At 40.0% G+C, this 17111-nt stretch carries 19 protein-coding genes; 1 reads left to right on the forward strand and 18 read right to left on the reverse strand.

From position 1 onward, the window contains the following. Nucleotides 1-86: 86 nt before the first annotated feature. The 16 genes from rpoB to fkpA all read right to left on the reverse strand — a co-directional run bounded on the left by rpoB (nt 87) and on the right by fkpA (nt 15714). Nucleotides 87-4115 carry a DNA-directed RNA polymerase subunit beta gene (gene rpoB / locus ArsFIN_RS19320; protein ID WP_026823568.1) on the reverse strand — a complete coding sequence of 1343 codons (4029 nt, stop codon included), beginning with the start codon at nt 4113-4115 and terminating at the stop codon, nt 87-89. Between the two features lie 345 nt (nt 4116-4460). Further along, nucleotides 4461-4829 (reverse strand): 50S ribosomal protein L7/L12, encoded by a 369-nt coding sequence (gene rplL / locus ArsFIN_RS19325; protein ID WP_026823567.1) that lies wholly within the window; start codon nt 4827-4829, stop codon nt 4461-4463. Nucleotides 4830-4890: 61 nt separating this feature from the next. Then, on the reverse strand, nt 4891-5388 hold the full coding sequence (gene rplJ / locus ArsFIN_RS19330; RefSeq protein ID WP_026823566.1) for a 50S ribosomal protein L10: 498 nt from the start codon (nt 5386-5388) through the stop codon (nt 4891-4893). 305 nt (nt 5389-5693) lie between these two features. Beyond that, the gene (rplA, locus tag ArsFIN_RS19335) at nt 5694-6395 is read right to left on the reverse strand and encodes a 50S ribosomal protein L1 (RefSeq protein ID WP_026823565.1); all 702 of its coding nucleotides are present in this window, start codon (nt 6393-6395) and stop codon (nt 5694-5696) included. A 3-nt stretch (nt 6396-6398) separates the two neighbouring features. After that, a complete protein-coding gene (rplK, locus tag ArsFIN_RS19340) occupies nt 6399-6827 on the reverse strand; it encodes a 50S ribosomal protein L11 (RefSeq protein WP_026823564.1) in 429 nt (142 codons plus the stop codon). Nucleotides 6828-6975: 148 nt separating this feature from the next. Beyond that, nucleotides 6976-7521: a transcription termination/antitermination protein NusG gene (nusG, locus tag ArsFIN_RS19345; RefSeq protein WP_026823563.1), complete on the reverse strand. Its 546-nt coding sequence runs from the start codon at nt 7519-7521 to the stop codon at nt 6976-6978. 1 nt (nt 7522) lies between these two features. Continuing rightward, nucleotides 7523-7906: a preprotein translocase subunit SecE gene (gene secE / locus ArsFIN_RS19350; protein ID WP_026823562.1), complete on the reverse strand. Its 384-nt coding sequence runs from the start codon at nt 7904-7906 to the stop codon at nt 7523-7525. A gap of 277 nt (nt 7907-8183) precedes the next feature. Beyond that, complete coding sequence (gene tuf / locus ArsFIN_RS19355; RefSeq protein ID WP_135678135.1) at nt 8184-9368, reverse strand: elongation factor Tu; 1185 nt, start codon at nt 9366-9368, stop codon at nt 8184-8186. A gap of 71 nt (nt 9369-9439) precedes the next feature. Then, nucleotides 9440-11551 carry an elongation factor G gene (gene fusA / locus ArsFIN_RS19360; RefSeq protein WP_026822992.1) on the reverse strand — a complete coding sequence of 704 codons (2112 nt, stop codon included), beginning with the start codon at nt 11549-11551 and terminating at the stop codon, nt 9440-9442. A 76-nt stretch (nt 11552-11627) separates the two neighbouring features. After that, nucleotides 11628-12098 carry a 30S ribosomal protein S7 gene (rpsG, locus tag ArsFIN_RS19365; protein WP_026822991.1) on the reverse strand — a complete coding sequence of 157 codons (471 nt, stop codon included), beginning with the start codon at nt 12096-12098 and terminating at the stop codon, nt 11628-11630. Nucleotides 12099-12195: 97 nt separating this feature from the next. Beyond that, complete coding sequence (rpsL, locus tag ArsFIN_RS19370; RefSeq protein WP_026822990.1) at nt 12196-12570, reverse strand: 30S ribosomal protein S12; 375 nt, start codon at nt 12568-12570, stop codon at nt 12196-12198. Nucleotides 12571-12701: 131 nt separating this feature from the next. Further along, nucleotides 12702-13007 carry a sulfurtransferase complex subunit TusB gene (gene tusB, locus ArsFIN_RS19375; protein ID WP_026822989.1) on the reverse strand — a complete coding sequence of 102 codons (306 nt, stop codon included), beginning with the start codon at nt 13005-13007 and terminating at the stop codon, nt 12702-12704. Between the two features lie 17 nt (nt 13008-13024). Next, nucleotides 13025-13384 carry a sulfurtransferase complex subunit TusC gene (tusC, locus tag ArsFIN_RS19380; RefSeq protein ID WP_026822988.1) on the reverse strand — a complete coding sequence of 120 codons (360 nt, stop codon included), beginning with the start codon at nt 13382-13384 and terminating at the stop codon, nt 13025-13027. A 7-nt stretch (nt 13385-13391) separates the two neighbouring features. Beyond that, the gene (gene tusD / locus ArsFIN_RS19385; protein WP_034249713.1) at nt 13392-13805 is read right to left on the reverse strand and encodes a sulfurtransferase complex subunit TusD; all 414 of its coding nucleotides are present in this window, start codon (nt 13803-13805) and stop codon (nt 13392-13394) included. Nucleotides 13806-13809: 4 nt separating this feature from the next. Next, nucleotides 13810-14514 (reverse strand): helix-turn-helix transcriptional regulator, encoded by a 705-nt coding sequence (locus tag ArsFIN_RS19390; RefSeq protein WP_026822986.1) that lies wholly within the window; start codon nt 14512-14514, stop codon nt 13810-13812. A gap of 462 nt (nt 14515-14976) precedes the next feature. Further along, nucleotides 14977-15714 (reverse strand): FKBP-type peptidyl-prolyl cis-trans isomerase, encoded by a 738-nt coding sequence (gene fkpA / locus ArsFIN_RS19395; protein ID WP_051297034.1) that lies wholly within the window; start codon nt 15712-15714, stop codon nt 14977-14979. Between the two features lie 227 nt (nt 15715-15941). On the opposite strand from fkpA, the gene ArsFIN_RS19400 reads away from it, so the two are divergent. Further along, a complete protein-coding gene (locus ArsFIN_RS19400) occupies nt 15942-16163 on the forward strand; it encodes a SlyX family protein (RefSeq protein WP_026822985.1) in 222 nt (73 codons plus the stop codon). A 68-nt stretch (nt 16164-16231) separates the two neighbouring features. On the opposite strand, the gene slyD is transcribed toward ArsFIN_RS19400, so the two are convergent. Together slyD and ArsFIN_RS19410 are read right to left on the reverse strand one after the other, a co-directional pair. Further along, nucleotides 16232-16786 (reverse strand): peptidylprolyl isomerase, encoded by a 555-nt coding sequence (slyD, locus tag ArsFIN_RS19405; protein WP_034249712.1) that lies wholly within the window; start codon nt 16784-16786, stop codon nt 16232-16234. A 92-nt stretch (nt 16787-16878) separates the two neighbouring features. Beyond that, complete coding sequence (locus tag ArsFIN_RS19410; RefSeq protein ID WP_026822983.1) at nt 16879-17079, reverse strand: YheV family putative zinc ribbon protein; 201 nt, start codon at nt 17077-17079, stop codon at nt 16879-16881. Nucleotides 17080-17111 lie beyond the last annotated feature (32 nt).

Below are 17111 nucleotides of genomic sequence, written 5' to 3' on the forward strand. Positions count from 1 at the left end.
AGGAAGCGGTTTTAGCCACTTCCTCCTAAACCCAGTGTAACAATTCGTAAAGCTAAGTAGCAACTTAGGCTTTACAACATCACTTATTACTCGTCTTCCAGTTCGATGTTAATACCCAACGAGCGGATCTCTTTCAATAATACATTGAAAGACTCCGGCATCCCTGGTTCCATCTGATGGTTGCCGTCTACGATGTTTTTATACATCTTAGTACGTCCGTTCACATCATCGGATTTAACGGTAAGCATTTCTTGCAAGGTGTAAGCGGCACCATATGCTTCCAGAGCCCAAACTTCCATCTCACCAAAACGCTGACCACCAAACTGTGCTTTACCACCCAACGGTTGTTGAGTAACCAGACTGTAGGAGCCTGTTGAACGTGCATGCATTTTATCATCAACAAGATGATTCAGTTTCAGCATATACATATAACCAACTGTTACCTGACGTTCAAATTTCTCGCCTGTACGGCCATCATACAATGTAATCTGACCAGAAGTCGGCAACTCAGCTAAAGTCAATAGTTCTTTGATTTCCTTTTCTTTTGCACCATCAAAGACCGGTGTTGCAATTGGCATACCTTTCTTCAAATTATGTGCTAACCGCAGAACTTCTTCATCAGAAAAGGTACTGAGATCAACTGTTTGACGAGGATCATCTCCTAAGTCATAAGCTTTCTGAATAAATTCTTTCAATTTAGCTACTTCACGCTGTTGTTTCAGCATGGTATTGATCTTATCGCCAATACCTTTAGCAGCCATACCCAAATGGGTTTCCAGAATCTGACCAATATTCATACGTGATGGTACGCCCAGTGGGTTCAAAACGATATCAACAGGGTTACCACTTTCATCGTAAGGCATGTCTTCAACTGGGTTAATTTTGGAAATAACCCCTTTGTTACCATGCCGACCAGCCATTTTATCGCCTGGTTGAATTTGACGTTTTACTGCCAAATAAACCTTAACGATTTTCAATACGCCTGGTGCTAAATCATCACCTTGAGTGATCTTACGACGTTTAGCCTCTAGCTTCTTCTCAAATTCAGCTTTAAGCTCATCATACTGCTCAGCCAATTGCTCTAACTGATTTTGTTTTTCTTCATCTTTAAACGATAATTCTAACCAACGCTCACGCGGTAATTTATCCAGCTTCTCACCTTCAATACCGCCATTAGTTAGTACTGCTCTGATACGGGCAAATAAACCGGCTTCAAAGATACGCAACTCTTCCGTTAAGTCTTTCTTCGCATCCCGAAGCTGCATTTCTTCAATTTCTAATGCACGTTTATCTTTCTCTACACCGTCGCGGGTAAAGACTTGTACATCAATAACCGTTCCTGATACCCCATTTGGTACCCGCAGTGAAGAATCCTTGACGTCAGAAGCTTTTTCACCAAAAATAGCGCGCAGCAGTTTCTCTTCTGGCGTTAATTGGGTTTCACCTTTCGGTGTTACCTTACCAACCAGAATGTCGCCGCCCGTTACTTCTGCACCGATATAAACAATCCCTGATTCATCCAATTTAGATAGTGCCGCTTCCCCTACGTTAGGAATATCTGCAGTAATCTCCTCTGGCCCTAACTTAGTATCACGCGATACACAAGCTAATTCCTGAATGTGAATGGTAGTAAAACGATCTTCTTGTACCACTCGTTCAGAGACCAAAATGGAATCTTCAAAGTTATAACCATTCCAGGGCATGAACGCAACGCGCATATTTTGACCAAGTGCCAATTCACCTAAATCTGTCGATGGGCCATCAGCCAAAACATCGCCACGCTCAATCGGCTCACCCAGCGCAACACATGGCATCTGATTAATACAAGTGTTCTGATTAGAACGCGTATATTTTGTCAGATTATAAATATCAATGCCGGCTTCACCAGGATACATCTCATCTTCATTAACTTTGATAACAATACGTGAAGCATCTACATACTGGACGGTACCACCACGTTTAGCAACTGCGGTTACTCCAGAGTCAACAGCAACAGCACGTTCCATACCCGTTCCAACGAGTGGTTTATCTGAACGTAACGTCGGTACTGCCTGACGTTGCATGTTCGCACCCATCAATGCACGGTTGGCGTCATCATGCTCAAGGAATGGAATTAATGAAGCACCAACAGATACAACCTGTTGGGTTGAAACGTCCATATATTCTACTTGTTCTTGACTAAATAGACTGGATTCACCTTTATTGCGGCAAGTAATTAATTCTTCAACGAACCGACCATCATCATCTAAAACAGTATTTGCCTGAGCAATGATGTAGTTACCTTCTTCAATCGCTGATAAATAATGAATTTCATCAGTTACGATACCATCCCGTACCAAGCGATAAGGTGTTTCCAAAAAACCATACTCATTGGTTTGTGCATAGACAGACAATGAGTTAATCAAACCGATATTCGGCCCTTCAGGCGTCTCAATTGGACATACACGCCCATAGTGGGTTGGGTGTACGTCACGAACTTCAAAACCCGCTCGCTCACGTGTTAGTCCACCTGGGCCTAATGCTGAAATACGACGTTTATGGGTGATTTCAGAGAGTGGATTATTCTGATCCATAAACTGCGACAATTGACTTGAGCCAAAGAACTCTTTAACCGCAGCAGAAATTGGTTTCGCGTTAATCATGTCTTGAGGCATTAATGCATCTAAATCACCTAATGACAAACGCTCTTTAACCGCACGCTCGACTCGCACTAAACCAACTCGGAATTGATTTTCAGCCATTTCACCAACCGAACGAATACGTCGGTTACCTAAATGGTCAATATCATCAACTTCACCTTTACCATTGCGAATATCAATGAGTTTTTTCATCACATCAATGATATCTTGTTTGCTTAAGATACTTGAGCCTTCAATTGCATCACGATCGAGTGAACGATTAAACTTCATCCGCCCTACAGCAGAAAGATCGTAACGCTCTTCAGAAAAGAATAAGTTCTCAAACAAATTTTCTGCCGCTTCGCGCGTAGGTGGTTCGCCTGGGCGCATCATACGGTAAATTTCAACTAACGCACTTAAACGATCATTGGTTGGATCAGTACGCAATGTTTCTGAGATATATGCGCCATGATCTAAGTCATTAGTAAATAAGGTTTCAATGGTTTTATAACCACCTTGACTTAAACGTGCCAACATATCCAGAGAAAGCTCTGTATTAGCTGTACAGATTAACTCGCCGGTACTTTCATCAATATAATCTTTAGCGACCACTTTACCTGCAATATATTCAACAGGCACTTCGATACTAGTAATTTTGTCTTTTTCTAGCTGACGAATATGACGTGCTGTAATGCGGCGTCCTTTTTCAATATAGACTTTACCGTTGGCTTCAATATCAAAAGAAGCTGTTTCACCACGCAAACGCTCGGGTATTAACGTCATTAACAGCTTATTATCACGGATTTGAAAAATCGTCTTCTCAAAAAAGAGATTAAGGATTTCTTCGGTACCATAATCCATCGCACGTAGAATAATGGTCGCCGGTAATTTACGACGGCGATCAATACGAACGAAAAGATTATCTTTAGGGTCAAATTCAAAATCTAACCATGAACCACGGTAAGGAATAATGCGTGCATTATATAACACCTTACCTGAAGAATGGGTTTTACCTTTATCACTATCAAAAAATACACCAGGACTGCGATGTAATTGAGAAACAATAACACGCTCTGTACCATTGATAATAAAAGTACCATTATCTGTCATGAGTGGAATTTCACCCATGTAAACTTCTTGCTCTTTTATATCCTTTACTGTGCCTTCTGGTGCTTCACGCTCGTAAATAACAAGACGTAATTTAACCCGTAAAGGAGCAGAATAAGTGACACCACGGATCTGACATTCTTTAACATCAAATACAGGTTCACCAAGACGATAGCTAACATATTGCAATTCAGCATTGCCGCTATAGCTTTGAATTGGAAATACAGAACGGAATGCTGCTTCCAGCCCATTCTGACCTTCTAAATCTTGCTCGATAAACTTAGCAAACGAGTCAAGTTGGATAGATAAAAGATAAGGAACATCCAAAACTTGCGGACGTTTGCCAAAATCCTTACGAATACGTTTTTTCTCGGTATAGGAGTAAACCATAGGGTTCCTCAGCTTGCTGATCAGTGGCCCACTCTGTCCGTCCTAAAGGACAGCATCTGCAACACTATTTTTTGGAACGGAAAACAGATTATTTTCCATAATACCTATTGCTATTACTCTTAAATCATTTCATTGCATCATATGACTACTAAGCTTTAATTGTCAGAGTCATAAACACAGTATATTAAGTCGTCAATAGCAAAAAGCATTGAAAGGATAAATCAGTAACTAAACAGTGTGAAATATTACTGATACCCTAATACACTTTATAGCGCAAAAAGGCTGGTGACTAAAAAATCACCAGCCGTCAGCCTATAAAATTAGGCTGCCAACTTAAAGCAAAGCTTATTTAACTTCAACAGAAGCACCCGCTTCTTCCAGCGATTTCTTCAATGTTTCAGATTCTTCTTTGCTTACTGCTTCTTTAATTGTTGCTGGCGCTGATTCTACCATGTCTTTAGCTTCTTTTAGTCCTAAACCAGTTGCCGTACGAACAGCTTTAATAACCGCAACTTTGTTAGCACCGATAGCAGACAAGATAACATCAAATTCAGTTTTTTCTTCAGCTGCTTCAGCAGCACCTGGTGCAGCGACTGCTACTGCTGCTGCAGCAGAAACACCAAATTTATCTTCCATCAAAGTGATCAGTTCAACAACATCCATTACAGACATAGCTGCAACTGCATCAAGAATTTGTTCTTTAGTTATAGACATAACAAGGGTTCCTAAAATTCAGAAATATTTTATACGTTAAAAAGCAACGACAGAAATAGGCTTAAGCAGCTTCTTTCTGATCACGTAGTGCCGCCATAATGCGAGCCAATTTACCTGCAGAGGCTTCTTTCATGGTTGACATCAGACGCGCAATTGCTTCTTCGTAAGTTGGAAGAGTTGCCAAACGATCAATTTGATTCGCTGGAATAAACTCTCCTTCAAAGGCTGCTGCTTTAATCTCGAATGCTGGATTCGCTTTCGCGAATTCTTTAAACAAACGAGCTGCTGCGCCCGGATGTTCGTTAGAAAAAGCAATCAAGGTTGGACCAATAAACGCTTCTTTAAGGCACTCGTAAGTAGTACCTTCAACAACGCGGCGCATCAACGTATTACGAACAACACGAAGATAAACACCGGCTTCGCGACCTGCTTTACGCAGTTCAGTCATTTTATCTACAGCTACACCGCGGGAATCCGCGACAACTGCAGACAGCGCACCTTTGGCTACTTCGCTGACTTCAGCAACAATCGCTTGTTTGTCTTGAAGATTTAGTGCCATTAGCTTCTTGCTCCTGGATTAACCGGGTTATCCCGGGACTCACATCACTCAAAACATCCCATATGTTTGAGCGTTAAATACGGTGAGCAGAATCCAGAAATTAATCTTAGTGGCTCTGTCACCGTCTACGTAGGATATTAAGTAATCACTTACACCTACGGTCTTGGACGGGGCCTGGATAAGGCCAGGCACCAACCTAAATTTAGGGTTTGTTATCGCTTAATAAAATAGATGATAACAAACACAGGGTGTCAAATTCTATACAAATTTAACACAAAGGTAAAGCAAAAAATGATATTCAAAAATTACGCTGACGCAGATAATCCTGCTTGATCAACGGCAACCCCTGCTCCCATCGTGGTAGATAGGCTAATTTTCTTAATATAAACACCTTTAGCAGAAGATGGTTTTGCTTTTTTCAACGCAACCAATAGTGCCTCAAGATTTTCTTTCAATTTACTATCGTCAAAGTCAACCTTACCAATAGTGGTATGAATGATACCGTTTTTATCATTACGATAACGGATCTGTCCCGCTTTGGCATTTTGAACCGCTTCAGCGATATTTGGCGTTACTGTACCAACTTTAGGGTTTGGCATTAAACCACGAGGCCCTAAAATCTGACCTAACTGGCCAACAATGCGCATAGCATCTGGCGAAGCAATAACAACATCAAAGTTCATTTCGCCCGCTTTAATTTTATCAGCCAAATCTTCCATGCCAACTAATTCAGCTCCAGCAGCGGTAGCTGCTTCAGCATTCGCTCCTTGAGTAAATACAGCAACACGAACAGAGCGACCTGTACCATGCGGTAAAACCGTTGCGCCACGAACATTTTGATCAGATTTACGTGCATCAATGCCAAGATTAACAGCGACATCAACGCTTTCTACAAATTTAGCAGTCGCTAACTCTTTCAAAAGTGTAATGGCTTCAGAAATATCATAGTGTTTAGTTGCATCAATTTTTTCACGGATAGTGCGCATACGCTTGGTTAGTTTAGCCATTGATTAACCCTCCACTACCAAGCCCATGGAACGAGCAGTACCTTCAATTGAACGCATCATCGCTTCAATATCAGCCCCTGTCATATCCGCAGCTTTAGTTTCTGCAATTTCACGAATTTGTGCGCTGGTTACTTTGCCAACTTTCTCTTTATTTGGTTTGCCTGAACCTGACTTAACACCAGCTGCTTTTTTCAATAATACGGCGGCAGGCGGTGTCTTGGTTATAAATGTAAATGAACGGTCTGAGTAGACAGTAATTACAACTGGAATTGGCAAGCCTTTTTCTAAACTATCTGTTTTAGCATTAAACGCTTTACAAAATTCCATGATATTCACACCTTGCTGACCCAACGCTGGACCAACAGGAGGACTAGGATTAGCCATGCCTGCTGCGACTTGCAGCTTAACATAGGCTTGTACTTTCTTAGCCATGCATAATTTCCTCTAATTGGGTAATGTCGCTTCAATTATGAAGCTCCCCTGTGTATATAATGACCTGTACAATTTTCAGGCCACAAAAAATAAAAGCGCGGAATTGTAGCCAAATTTCCCGCCTTTTACAAGCAAGTTGTCAAGTGTATTACACTTTTTCTACTTGGCTGAAATCTAACTCCACCGGTGTTGCGCGACCGAAAATAGAAACCGATACTTTGAGACGGCTCTTTTCATAGTCAACTTCTTCAACCACACCGTTGAAGTCTGCAAATGGACCATCACTAACACGAACCATTTCTCCTGGCTCAAACAAGGTTTTTGGTCGTGGCTTATCCCCTACTTGCTGCAAGCGATTCATAATCGCATCAACTTCTTTATCGCTAATAGGAGCTGGGCGATCTGGTGTACCACCAATAAAACCCATAACACGTGGTACACTACGCACTAAATGCCAGCTATCATCATCCATAGTCATTTGAACTAAAACATATCCTGGAAAGAATTTGCGTTCACTTTTACGACGTTGGCCACTTCGAATTTCCATCACTTCTTCCGTTGGCACCATCACTTCACCAAACTTATCTTCCATAGCATGTAACTTGATATGCTCACGCAATGACTGGGCCACTCTAGCCTCAAAACCAGAAAATGCTTGAATAACATACCAGCGTTTTTTAGGGGATTCCGACATTTTAGAACCTCAGGCCTGTAATAAATGAAACTAAACGCACCAGTATACCATCTAATCCCCAAAGAATTAGTGCCATAACAGCAGTAACTGCCGCAACAATTAATGTTGTCTGTAATGTTTCCTGGCGCGTTGGCCAAATTACTTTACGCATTTCAATACGAGCTTCGCGAGCAAATGCTAAAGTTGCTTTTCCTTTTGCTGTCCACAATGCAATGCCACCAGCAAGCGCGGCAATAGCAACAACTGCTATGACACGTAATGCAAGATTGTATTGTCGGAAATAATAATTACCAACAATAGCAATAACTAAAAGAATCGCGACTAATACCCATTTTGCTACATCAAAACTACGTCCGCTTTCTTGAGCATCGCTATTCGCACTCATAAATCAACCCGTTACTATGATATAATAAAAAGTCAATTTGCCTCGTAAAACAATTCAAATTTGACCGAAATAAAACATACCACTATTGTATCTCACTTTACGCCATAAACCAGTATGACATTCAACTATTGAGAGACATCCAATAATTCTTTATATCAGAGCCTATCTCACCAATAATTGACCATATAAACTATTGATGAGATAGGTTCTTAAGTTATCTAAGCTAGTATAAAAAAGGCATCAGATGATGCCCTTTTTACAATTATTGCTTTAAAGATCAAGCAATAATTTTAGCAACAACACCCGCACCGACTGTACGACCACCTTCGCGGATCGCAAAACGCAGCCCTTCATCCATCGCGATTGGCGCTATCAATGTCACTTTCATGTTGATATTATCGCCAGGCATTACCATCTCGACGCCTTCTGGCAATTCGATTGTGCCCGTTACATCTGTCGTTCTAAAATAAAACTGGGGACGGTAACCTTTAAAGAATGGTGTGTGGCGTCCACCCTCATCTTTGCTCAAAATATAAACTTCTGATTCAAATTGAGTATGCGGTTTGATTGAGCCTGGTTTGGCCAATACTTGACCACGCTCGACGTCTTCACGCTTGGTACCACGTAATAAAACACCTACGTTTTCACCTGCACGACCTTCGTCTAACAGTTTACGGAACATTTCTACGCCGGTACATGTCGTCTTCGTCGTCTCTTTAATGCCAACGATTTCTACTTCTTCACCAACTTTAACAATACCACGCTCTACACGACCTGTTACTACCGTTCCACGACCTGAGATCGAAAACACATCTTCGATTGGCAACAAGAAAGGTTTATCTATTGCACGCTCTGGCTCTGGGATATAGCTATCTAACGCTTCCGCTAACTCAATAATTTTCGCTTCCCACTCAGCAACACCTTCCAGCGCTTTCAACGCTGAACCTCTGATTACTGGCGTGTCGTCGCCTGGGAAATCATACTGAGAAAGCAGCTCACGCACTTCCATTTCAACCAGTTCTAGCAACTCTTCATCATCAACCATATCACATTTATTCAGGAAAACGATGATATAAGGAACACCTACTTGGCGACCTAATAAAATATGCTCACGCGTTTGTGGCATTGGACCATCAGTTGCCGCTACCACTAAAATTGCGCCGTCCATTTGTGCCGCACCGGTGATCATGTTTTTTACATAATCTGCGTGGCCTGGGCAATCTACGTGGGCATAATGGCGTTTAGGTGTATCATATTCTACGTGAGAAGTAGAAATAGTGATCCCGCGCGCTTTTTCTTCTGGTGCATTATCAATTTGATCAAATGCACGCGCATTACCGCCATAAGTTTTCGCTAATACGGTGGTGATTGCAGCGGTTAAAGTGGTTTTACCATGGTCAACGTGGCCGATTGTACCAACGTTAACGTGCGGTTTATTACGTTCAAATTTTTCTTTAGACACGACTCTATTCCTTATAGAGTTCTCTCAAACAATAAGAGAGAACCAGATTAAATAGTTAAACCGAAAGCCAATTACTTAGCTTTACGAGCCTCAATAATTGCTTGAGCAACATTGGTTGGTGCTTCATTATACTTCAAAAATTCCATAGAGTAAGAAGCACGACCTTGAGTTTGTGAACGCAGATCTGTGGCATAACCAAACATTTCTGACAATGGTACTTGAGCACGAACTGTCTTACCAGTTGCTGTATCTTCCATACCTTCAATCATACCACGACGACGGTTCAGGTCACCAATTACGTCACCCATATAGTCTTCAGGCGTTTCAACTTCAACTTTCATGATTGGCTCCAGTAAAACTGGACCTGCTTTCATGAAGCCTTCTTTGAAGGCCATAGAACCTGCAATTTTGAATGCCATTTCCGAGGAATCAACCTCATGATAGGAACCATCATACAATGCCACTTTGACATCAACAATGGGGTAGCCCGCCAGAACACCATTTTTCATCTGTTCTTGAACGCCCTTATCCACCGCAGGTATGTACTCTTTAGGTACAACGCCCCCAACGATTTCATTGTGGAATTCATAACCAATTTCATGGCCTGCTTCCAAAGGTTCAACGCGTATCCATACATGACCAAATTGACCACGACCACCAGACTGACGAACAAACTTACCTTCCTGCTCAACAGACTTACGAATAGTCTCACGGTATGCTACTTGTGGTTTACCAACGTTCGCTTCAACTTTAAATTCACGACGCATACGATCAACCAATACTTCCAGATGCAACTCACCCATACCAGCAATAATTGTCTGACCAGATTCTTCATCTGTTGACACGCGGAAGGATGGATCTTCTTGAGCCAAACGACCTAAAGCAATACCCATTTTTTCTTGGTCAGCTTTAGTTTTTGGTTCAATAGCAACCGAGATAACGGGCTGTGGAAATTCCATACGCTCCAAAATAATTGGCGCATCCATACCACATAGAGTATCACCGGTAGTCACATCTTTGAGACCGATAGCGGCAGCAATATCACCCGCTCGGACTTCTTTAATTTCTTCACGTTTATTAGCATGCATCTGAACGATACGACCAAAACGCTCTTTTTTATCTTTAACTGGGTTAAGAACGGTATCCCCTGAGTTAACGACACCAGAGTAAACCCGGAAGAAAGTCAAATTACCAACAAATGGGTCAGTTGCAATTTTGAATGCCAATGCTGAAAAAGGCTCATCATCACTTGCATGACGTTCCGCTGGTGTGTTTTTACCATCAGTTAAAACACCTTTAATTGCAGGAATATCAGTAGGTGCAGGTAAATATTCAATAACCGCATCAAGCATTGCTTGCACGCCTTTATTTTTAAAGGCCGAACCACACGTAACCAGAATAATTTCATTATTCAATACGCGCTTACGTAATGCTTGTTTGATCTCTTCTTCAGACAGCTCTTCGCCACCAAAATATTTTTCCATCAACTCATCTGATACTTCGGCCGCAGCTTCAATCAGTTTACCATGCCACTCTTCAGCTTGAGCTTGCATGTTTGCTGGAATATCTTCATAAACGAAAGTAACGCCTTGATCACTGTCACTCCACTGGATTGCTTTCATTTTAACTAAATCAATAACACCAGTGAATGACTCTTCAGCACCAATAGGTAACTGAAGTGGAACGGGTATTGCTGCCAGACGTGTTTCAATCTGTTCAACAACACGCAAAAAATTAGCACCCATACGATCCATTTTATTAACAAATGCGATACGGGGTACTTGATACTTATTTGCCTGACGCCAAACTGTTTCAGATTGTGGTTGGACACCACCAACTGCACAATAAACCATTACCGCACCATCAAGAACGCGCATAGAACGTTCTACTTCAATCGTGAAGTCAACGTGTCCTGGTGTATCAATGATGTTGATACGGTGTTCGTCAAACTGTTTACCCATACCAGACCAGAAAGCAGTAGTTGCCGCTGAAGTGATAGTAATACCACGCTCCTGCTCCTGCTCCATCCAATCCATTGTTGCTGCGCCATCATGAACTTCACCAATTTTATGGCTCACGCCAGTATAAAATAGGATACGTTCGGTTGTGGTGGTCTTACCAGCATCAATATGGGCACTAATACCGATGTTGCGATAACGCGTAATGGGAGTTTTACGAGCCATTTTTTCCTCTCTCGTGAACGTTCAATTCGTATAAGGGTAACACCAAGTTACCCTTACGAAACATAACTAGCAAAAGCTACCACCGATAGTGTGCAAACGCCTTGTTAGCTTCTGCCATACGATGAACATCTTCACGTTTTTTAACAGCAGTGCCTTTATTTTCAGCCGCATCAGATAATTCGTTTGCTAAGCGCAAAGCCATCGATTTATCACCGCGTTTACGAGCAGCTTCAACAATCCAACGCATTGCTAATGCATTACGACGGACAGGACGAACTTCAACAGGAACCTGGTAAGTTGAACCACCTACACGGCGTGATTTCACTTCCACTGTTGGACGAACATTATCCAGAGCAATTTCAAAGGCTTCTAAATGATCTTTTCCAGCACGTTGAGCCAGGGCCTCAAGCGCACTATATACAATTGCTTCTGCAGTAGATTTTTTACCATCTACCATCAAAATATTAATAAATTTAGCCAATAATTCTGACCCAAACTTTGGATCTGGCAGAATTTTACGTTGACCAATTACACGACGACGTGGCATGGATATACTCCGTTGTTAAATTCAGGGTTGTCCAAAACTCTATGAGTTTATTTTGACATTAAAAATTAAATGTTTGGCCTTACTTAACGGAGAACCATTAAGCTTTCGGCTTCTTAGCGCCGTATTTAGAACGACCTTGTTTGCGATCTTTTACACCAGAACAGTCCAGTGCACCGCGAACAGTGTGATAACGCACACCTGGTAAGTCTTTGACACGACCACCACGAATCAAGATTACTGAGTGCTCCTGCAAGTTGTGGCCTTCACCACCAATATAAGAAGACACTTCATAACCATTAGTTAAACGAACACGGCATACTTTACGCAATGCTGAGTTAGGTTTTTTAGGGGTGGTAGTATATACGCGAGTACATACACCACGTTTTTGCGGGCAAGCTTCCAGTGCTGGAACGTTGCTTTTCACAACTGTCGAGCTACGTGGTTTGCGAACCAGCTGATTAATTGTTGCCATTAAAAAAGCTCCTGGTTTTTTGCTTCGTAAACACGGATATTTTCCTCGTTTATCGTCATGATAAAACACGAGGACGCGAAATTTTATTGCTGACAGAGACAGGTGTCAAGAAATATACAAAGGATCATCCATTAACAAGCAAAATATTGTGGATGTTTTACCGTTAATTGCACAAAATCAACATAAGATATTTGACGGACATAAGATGACATATATGGCATTAAGCCCCTTGCTTCTACATCATCTTGTAAAGCAAAAACACGAATCCCTTTATCCTTTAATTGTATTAAATAATTATTATCTTTATTACTCGATACTATTTTATGTCCTAACAAAACACCATCCTGGAGTAATAGTACCTCATCCTGCTCCGTTAATAGGTTAATTAATGAATTAAAGTCACTATAATAAGGGGAAGTCGAAATGGTATATAGCATGTTAGCCTTCTATTTAACTAGAAAGTCAGAATTACATCATAATCTGCTAAGTTACGCCTAAGTCTATCAGCAGAAATAACTGTTGCTGGTAGGATAAAACAACTGTCAGAAGAAAATCCTCTTGTTTCTAGATCTTCCTGACAGATATAGCAAGCATTAATATCATATAATGGTAGTAATTTATAGGTTGCAATATAATCACGCGCCAAAAGTTTATTAGGATTTTGTTTTGCCAATAATTGACAGACGCCATCAGAAATAAAGAAAACACCAATATTTTGAGTTAATGCAGAAGTCGCAAGTAAAGCATCTAATCCTTCACGACCACTCGAAGTTCCATGAGGTGTTTTCATAAATACAAATGCTATTTTTTTCATATTTATCTCAAAATTGGACTGTGCGATCACAGATGAGCATGGCCTCAGCCAAACTACCTAACCCACTCAAGACAAAATCTTTATCTAAATTAGCGCAGGGTAAGCCACTATTTTTGGCCTCAGTTTCATCAATAATACCACGTCGCAAAGCAGCGGCAACACAGATATTCAATTGACATCCTGTCTGCTGTGCTAATGTTTTCCAACCCATAAGTAAATTAAATTCATCACTAGCCGGAGAAATTAATTGATTACCGTTATAAACACCCTCTCGATAGAAAAAAACGGTTTTCAATATATGCCCTTCCATAATCAAAGCATTCGCGAATCGCCAAGCATTGGTGGCCTGCTGAGTTCCATAAGCAGGCCCTGTCACTAATAGGCAATAAGTCAAAGACTTATTCAAAGTAGAAGCACACATTTATTTACTCACCACTTTTAAACTGCCGTATATAAAGATAAACAGTATGCTTAGAAATATTCAAACGATCAGCAACCTGATTAATTGCATCTTTAATATCAAAAATTCCTTTTTCATATAAATTGAGTACGACTTGTCTGTTTTTCATATTATTGGGTACATTGCGATCAACATTAACTTCTTCTATGGTAAATTCCAATGCCTGAGCAACAAGATCATCAACACAAGAGGCAAAATTTACGTTAGAAGCAACTTCATGGTTTTTTTCCGGCACAAATGTTTTGACTATCTCCGAAAATGGCACATCTAGATTCATATTAATACAGAGTAAACCAATAACCCGCCGCCTGGGATTACGGATGGCAATAGTGACTGATTTCATTAAAGCGCCACTTTTTGCACGCGTAAAATAAGCTTTCGAGACACTGGAATCAATATCGGTCATATCATGAAGCATACGTAAAGCTAAATCGGTAATTGGCGAACCAATCATTCGGCCTGTATGTTCGCCATTAGCTATTCTGACCGCTGAACATTTTAAATCTTCAAGTGAATGAAGAACAATTTCACAATGCCCACCAATTAACATAGCCAAACCATCAACCATAGATTCATAAGATTTCAAAATCGCATAATCTACACCATCAAACGGTTGAGCATCCAGTAAATCATTATCACAGCTATCATTAGAATATAATAGGTTAGACATTCAGACTCCATCCTCCACATATTGACGAAACTTTATTAAACGATTATGTGAGTAAACACCGATCTTATTATTAATGTGCAATTTATTTAGCAATCATTAATACGCTAGACTTACGGTAAAAAGAATCTAAGACGTTAAAACCACAAAGACCGATCGTCAAGGGATCTTGTGTCAGACCTTTGGCCTGTCTCACAGGACATCAACAAAAAAGTAACTTAATCATTTAATTTAGACAAAAATCACAAAAAAACCTGTTGATACTATTTTAAGTAAATTAAATAATATTAACATTTATAGAAATGCATTAAATTATATTCGAGATATTTATTGATAATGCGCAATTTCTATTACCGCACTCATATTGTCACTCATTATAAATTATATAAATAAACCGTAACTATTATTTTTTAATATAATAAAATGCTAAAGACAGAGTCTAACTCTGCCTCTTTTTCCACTCAATTATTTGTTAGTCGGTTTGATATCTAATAATTCAACATTAAAGATCAACGTTGAATTTGCTGGAATTGCGGCTGCTGCAGATTTACCATAACCCAGTTCTGGTGGAATAATAAGTTGGATTTTGCCGCCTTTTTTCAATTGTTGCAAACCTTCTGTCCATCCAGGGATCACTGAGTCCAATGCAATTGTTAACGGTTCATTACGTTTATAAGAACTATCAAATACCGAGCCATCAATTAAGCGACCTTCGTAATTTACTACTATAGTATCTTTATCAGTTGGTTTTGCTCCTTCGCCTGGTTTTTCAATTTTATAAATTAATCCACTTTTTGTTTTTACTGCACTTTTTTCTTCTTTGAGATATTTGGCGCGATACTCATCACCCAATTTACCATTCTTTTTACTCTCTTCTTCCATTTTTGCCTGAGCAGCAGCACGTACCTTTTGTTCAAATGCTTTTAATGTTGTTTCTATTTCTTGATCACTAAGTTTACTTTTATTAACAAATGCATCCTGTACACCCGCTAAAAGCTGTTGCCTATCAAGATTAATACCGATAGATTTTTGCTGCATTAAAGAATTATCCATGTAACGACCAAGTGATGCTCCTAATGCATAAGCGCTACGCTGCTCTTCATTATCAAATTTTTTATTTGCCTCAGCAGCGAATACTTGCGACGTATTTAGTACCATAGACAAAGTTGTCACTAACAGCGTCGTTTTAAATAGTGATTTCATTCAGTTCTCCAATTAATTTTATTTATTTCAATCAAGTCATAGTAAAGTGTGTTAGCTAATCAACTGCGAGATAATACAATAAGTTAGGGGATTAAATATAGTTAAACCACGCCAATAAAAAGTAGTTACATGGTAAATCATTATAGAAAAAACTTCTCTAAGGCTTTATCTATAGGCATTATAACGAATATCCAATCTATGTATTTCACTCCCGACAGGAGGTTCAAATGGATTTACTTAAAAAATATGAAGAAAGACTAGAAGATTTGGAAAGTAAATTATCTTTTCAAGAGATCACCATTGAAGCACTTAATCAAGTGGTTGTCGAACAACAACTTGAAATGGTTAAGTTAAAAGAACATATGCAACTGGTGACTGAACGATTGAAAGCCACACAATCATCACCGTTAGCGCCAATTACTGAAGAAACTCCACCACCACACTATTAATCAGTCAGAAAATCAGCGAGCTTATTTTCTCGCTGATCTATTTCAATCTACGGGATTATTATGTCAACTTAATGACAACCACAACCACCATCCCCATGAGAACACTCTTTCTCACCATGATGTTCACCATTACAACAACCACCCTCATGTCCATCTTCACTATGGACATGCCCATGTGCTAATTCTTCCTCAGTTGCTTCTCGGATGGCGATAATTTCAACATTAAATTTTAAATTCTGCCCAGCTAACATGTGATTACCATCCACGATAACCTCATCACCTTCAATACCCGTAATTTCTACGGGTACTGATCCCATATCGGTATCAGCTAAAAAACGCATACCCACTTGTAACTCATCGACACCCACAAAAACATCTTTTGGTACACGCTGAACTAAATTATCATCATATTGACCATAAGCGTCATCAGCTTGGATCTCAATATCGAACTGTTCACCAACACTGCGTCCTTCAAGTGCCTTTTCTAAACCTGAAATCAAAGAACCACGACCATGCAAATAATCAAGTGGCGCACTGGCCAATGACTCATCAACTAATACATCATCTTCTGTTCTCACTTGATAAGCCAGGCTCACCACTAAATCTTTCGCTATTTTTTTCATTACATCTCCTACAACGCCGTGGATAAAAATTTTTCCGATTGTACAAAAAAAAAGTACAACTGTATTGAAACTTATAAAAAACGTTATTTTTATTACAAAGTAAGAATATCTATTCGCAGATTTTTATCTTTGCTATGACTATCCATGCCATCTACCGTTTGAGATTGTTTATAATGACACTTTTTACATTCAACGTAATCAAATGCATTTTTTTGCCAAAGCATCAGCGTATCTTGAGATTGGCACTGAGGACAAACAGCGCCAGCAATAAATCTTTTACGTATTACAGACATCCACTATCTCACTAATTAATCTTATGTTAATC

The sequence above is a fragment of the Arsenophonus nasoniae genome (assembly GCF_004768525.1).
Taxonomy (GTDB): Bacteria; Pseudomonadota; Gammaproteobacteria; order Enterobacterales; family Enterobacteriaceae; genus Arsenophonus; species Arsenophonus nasoniae.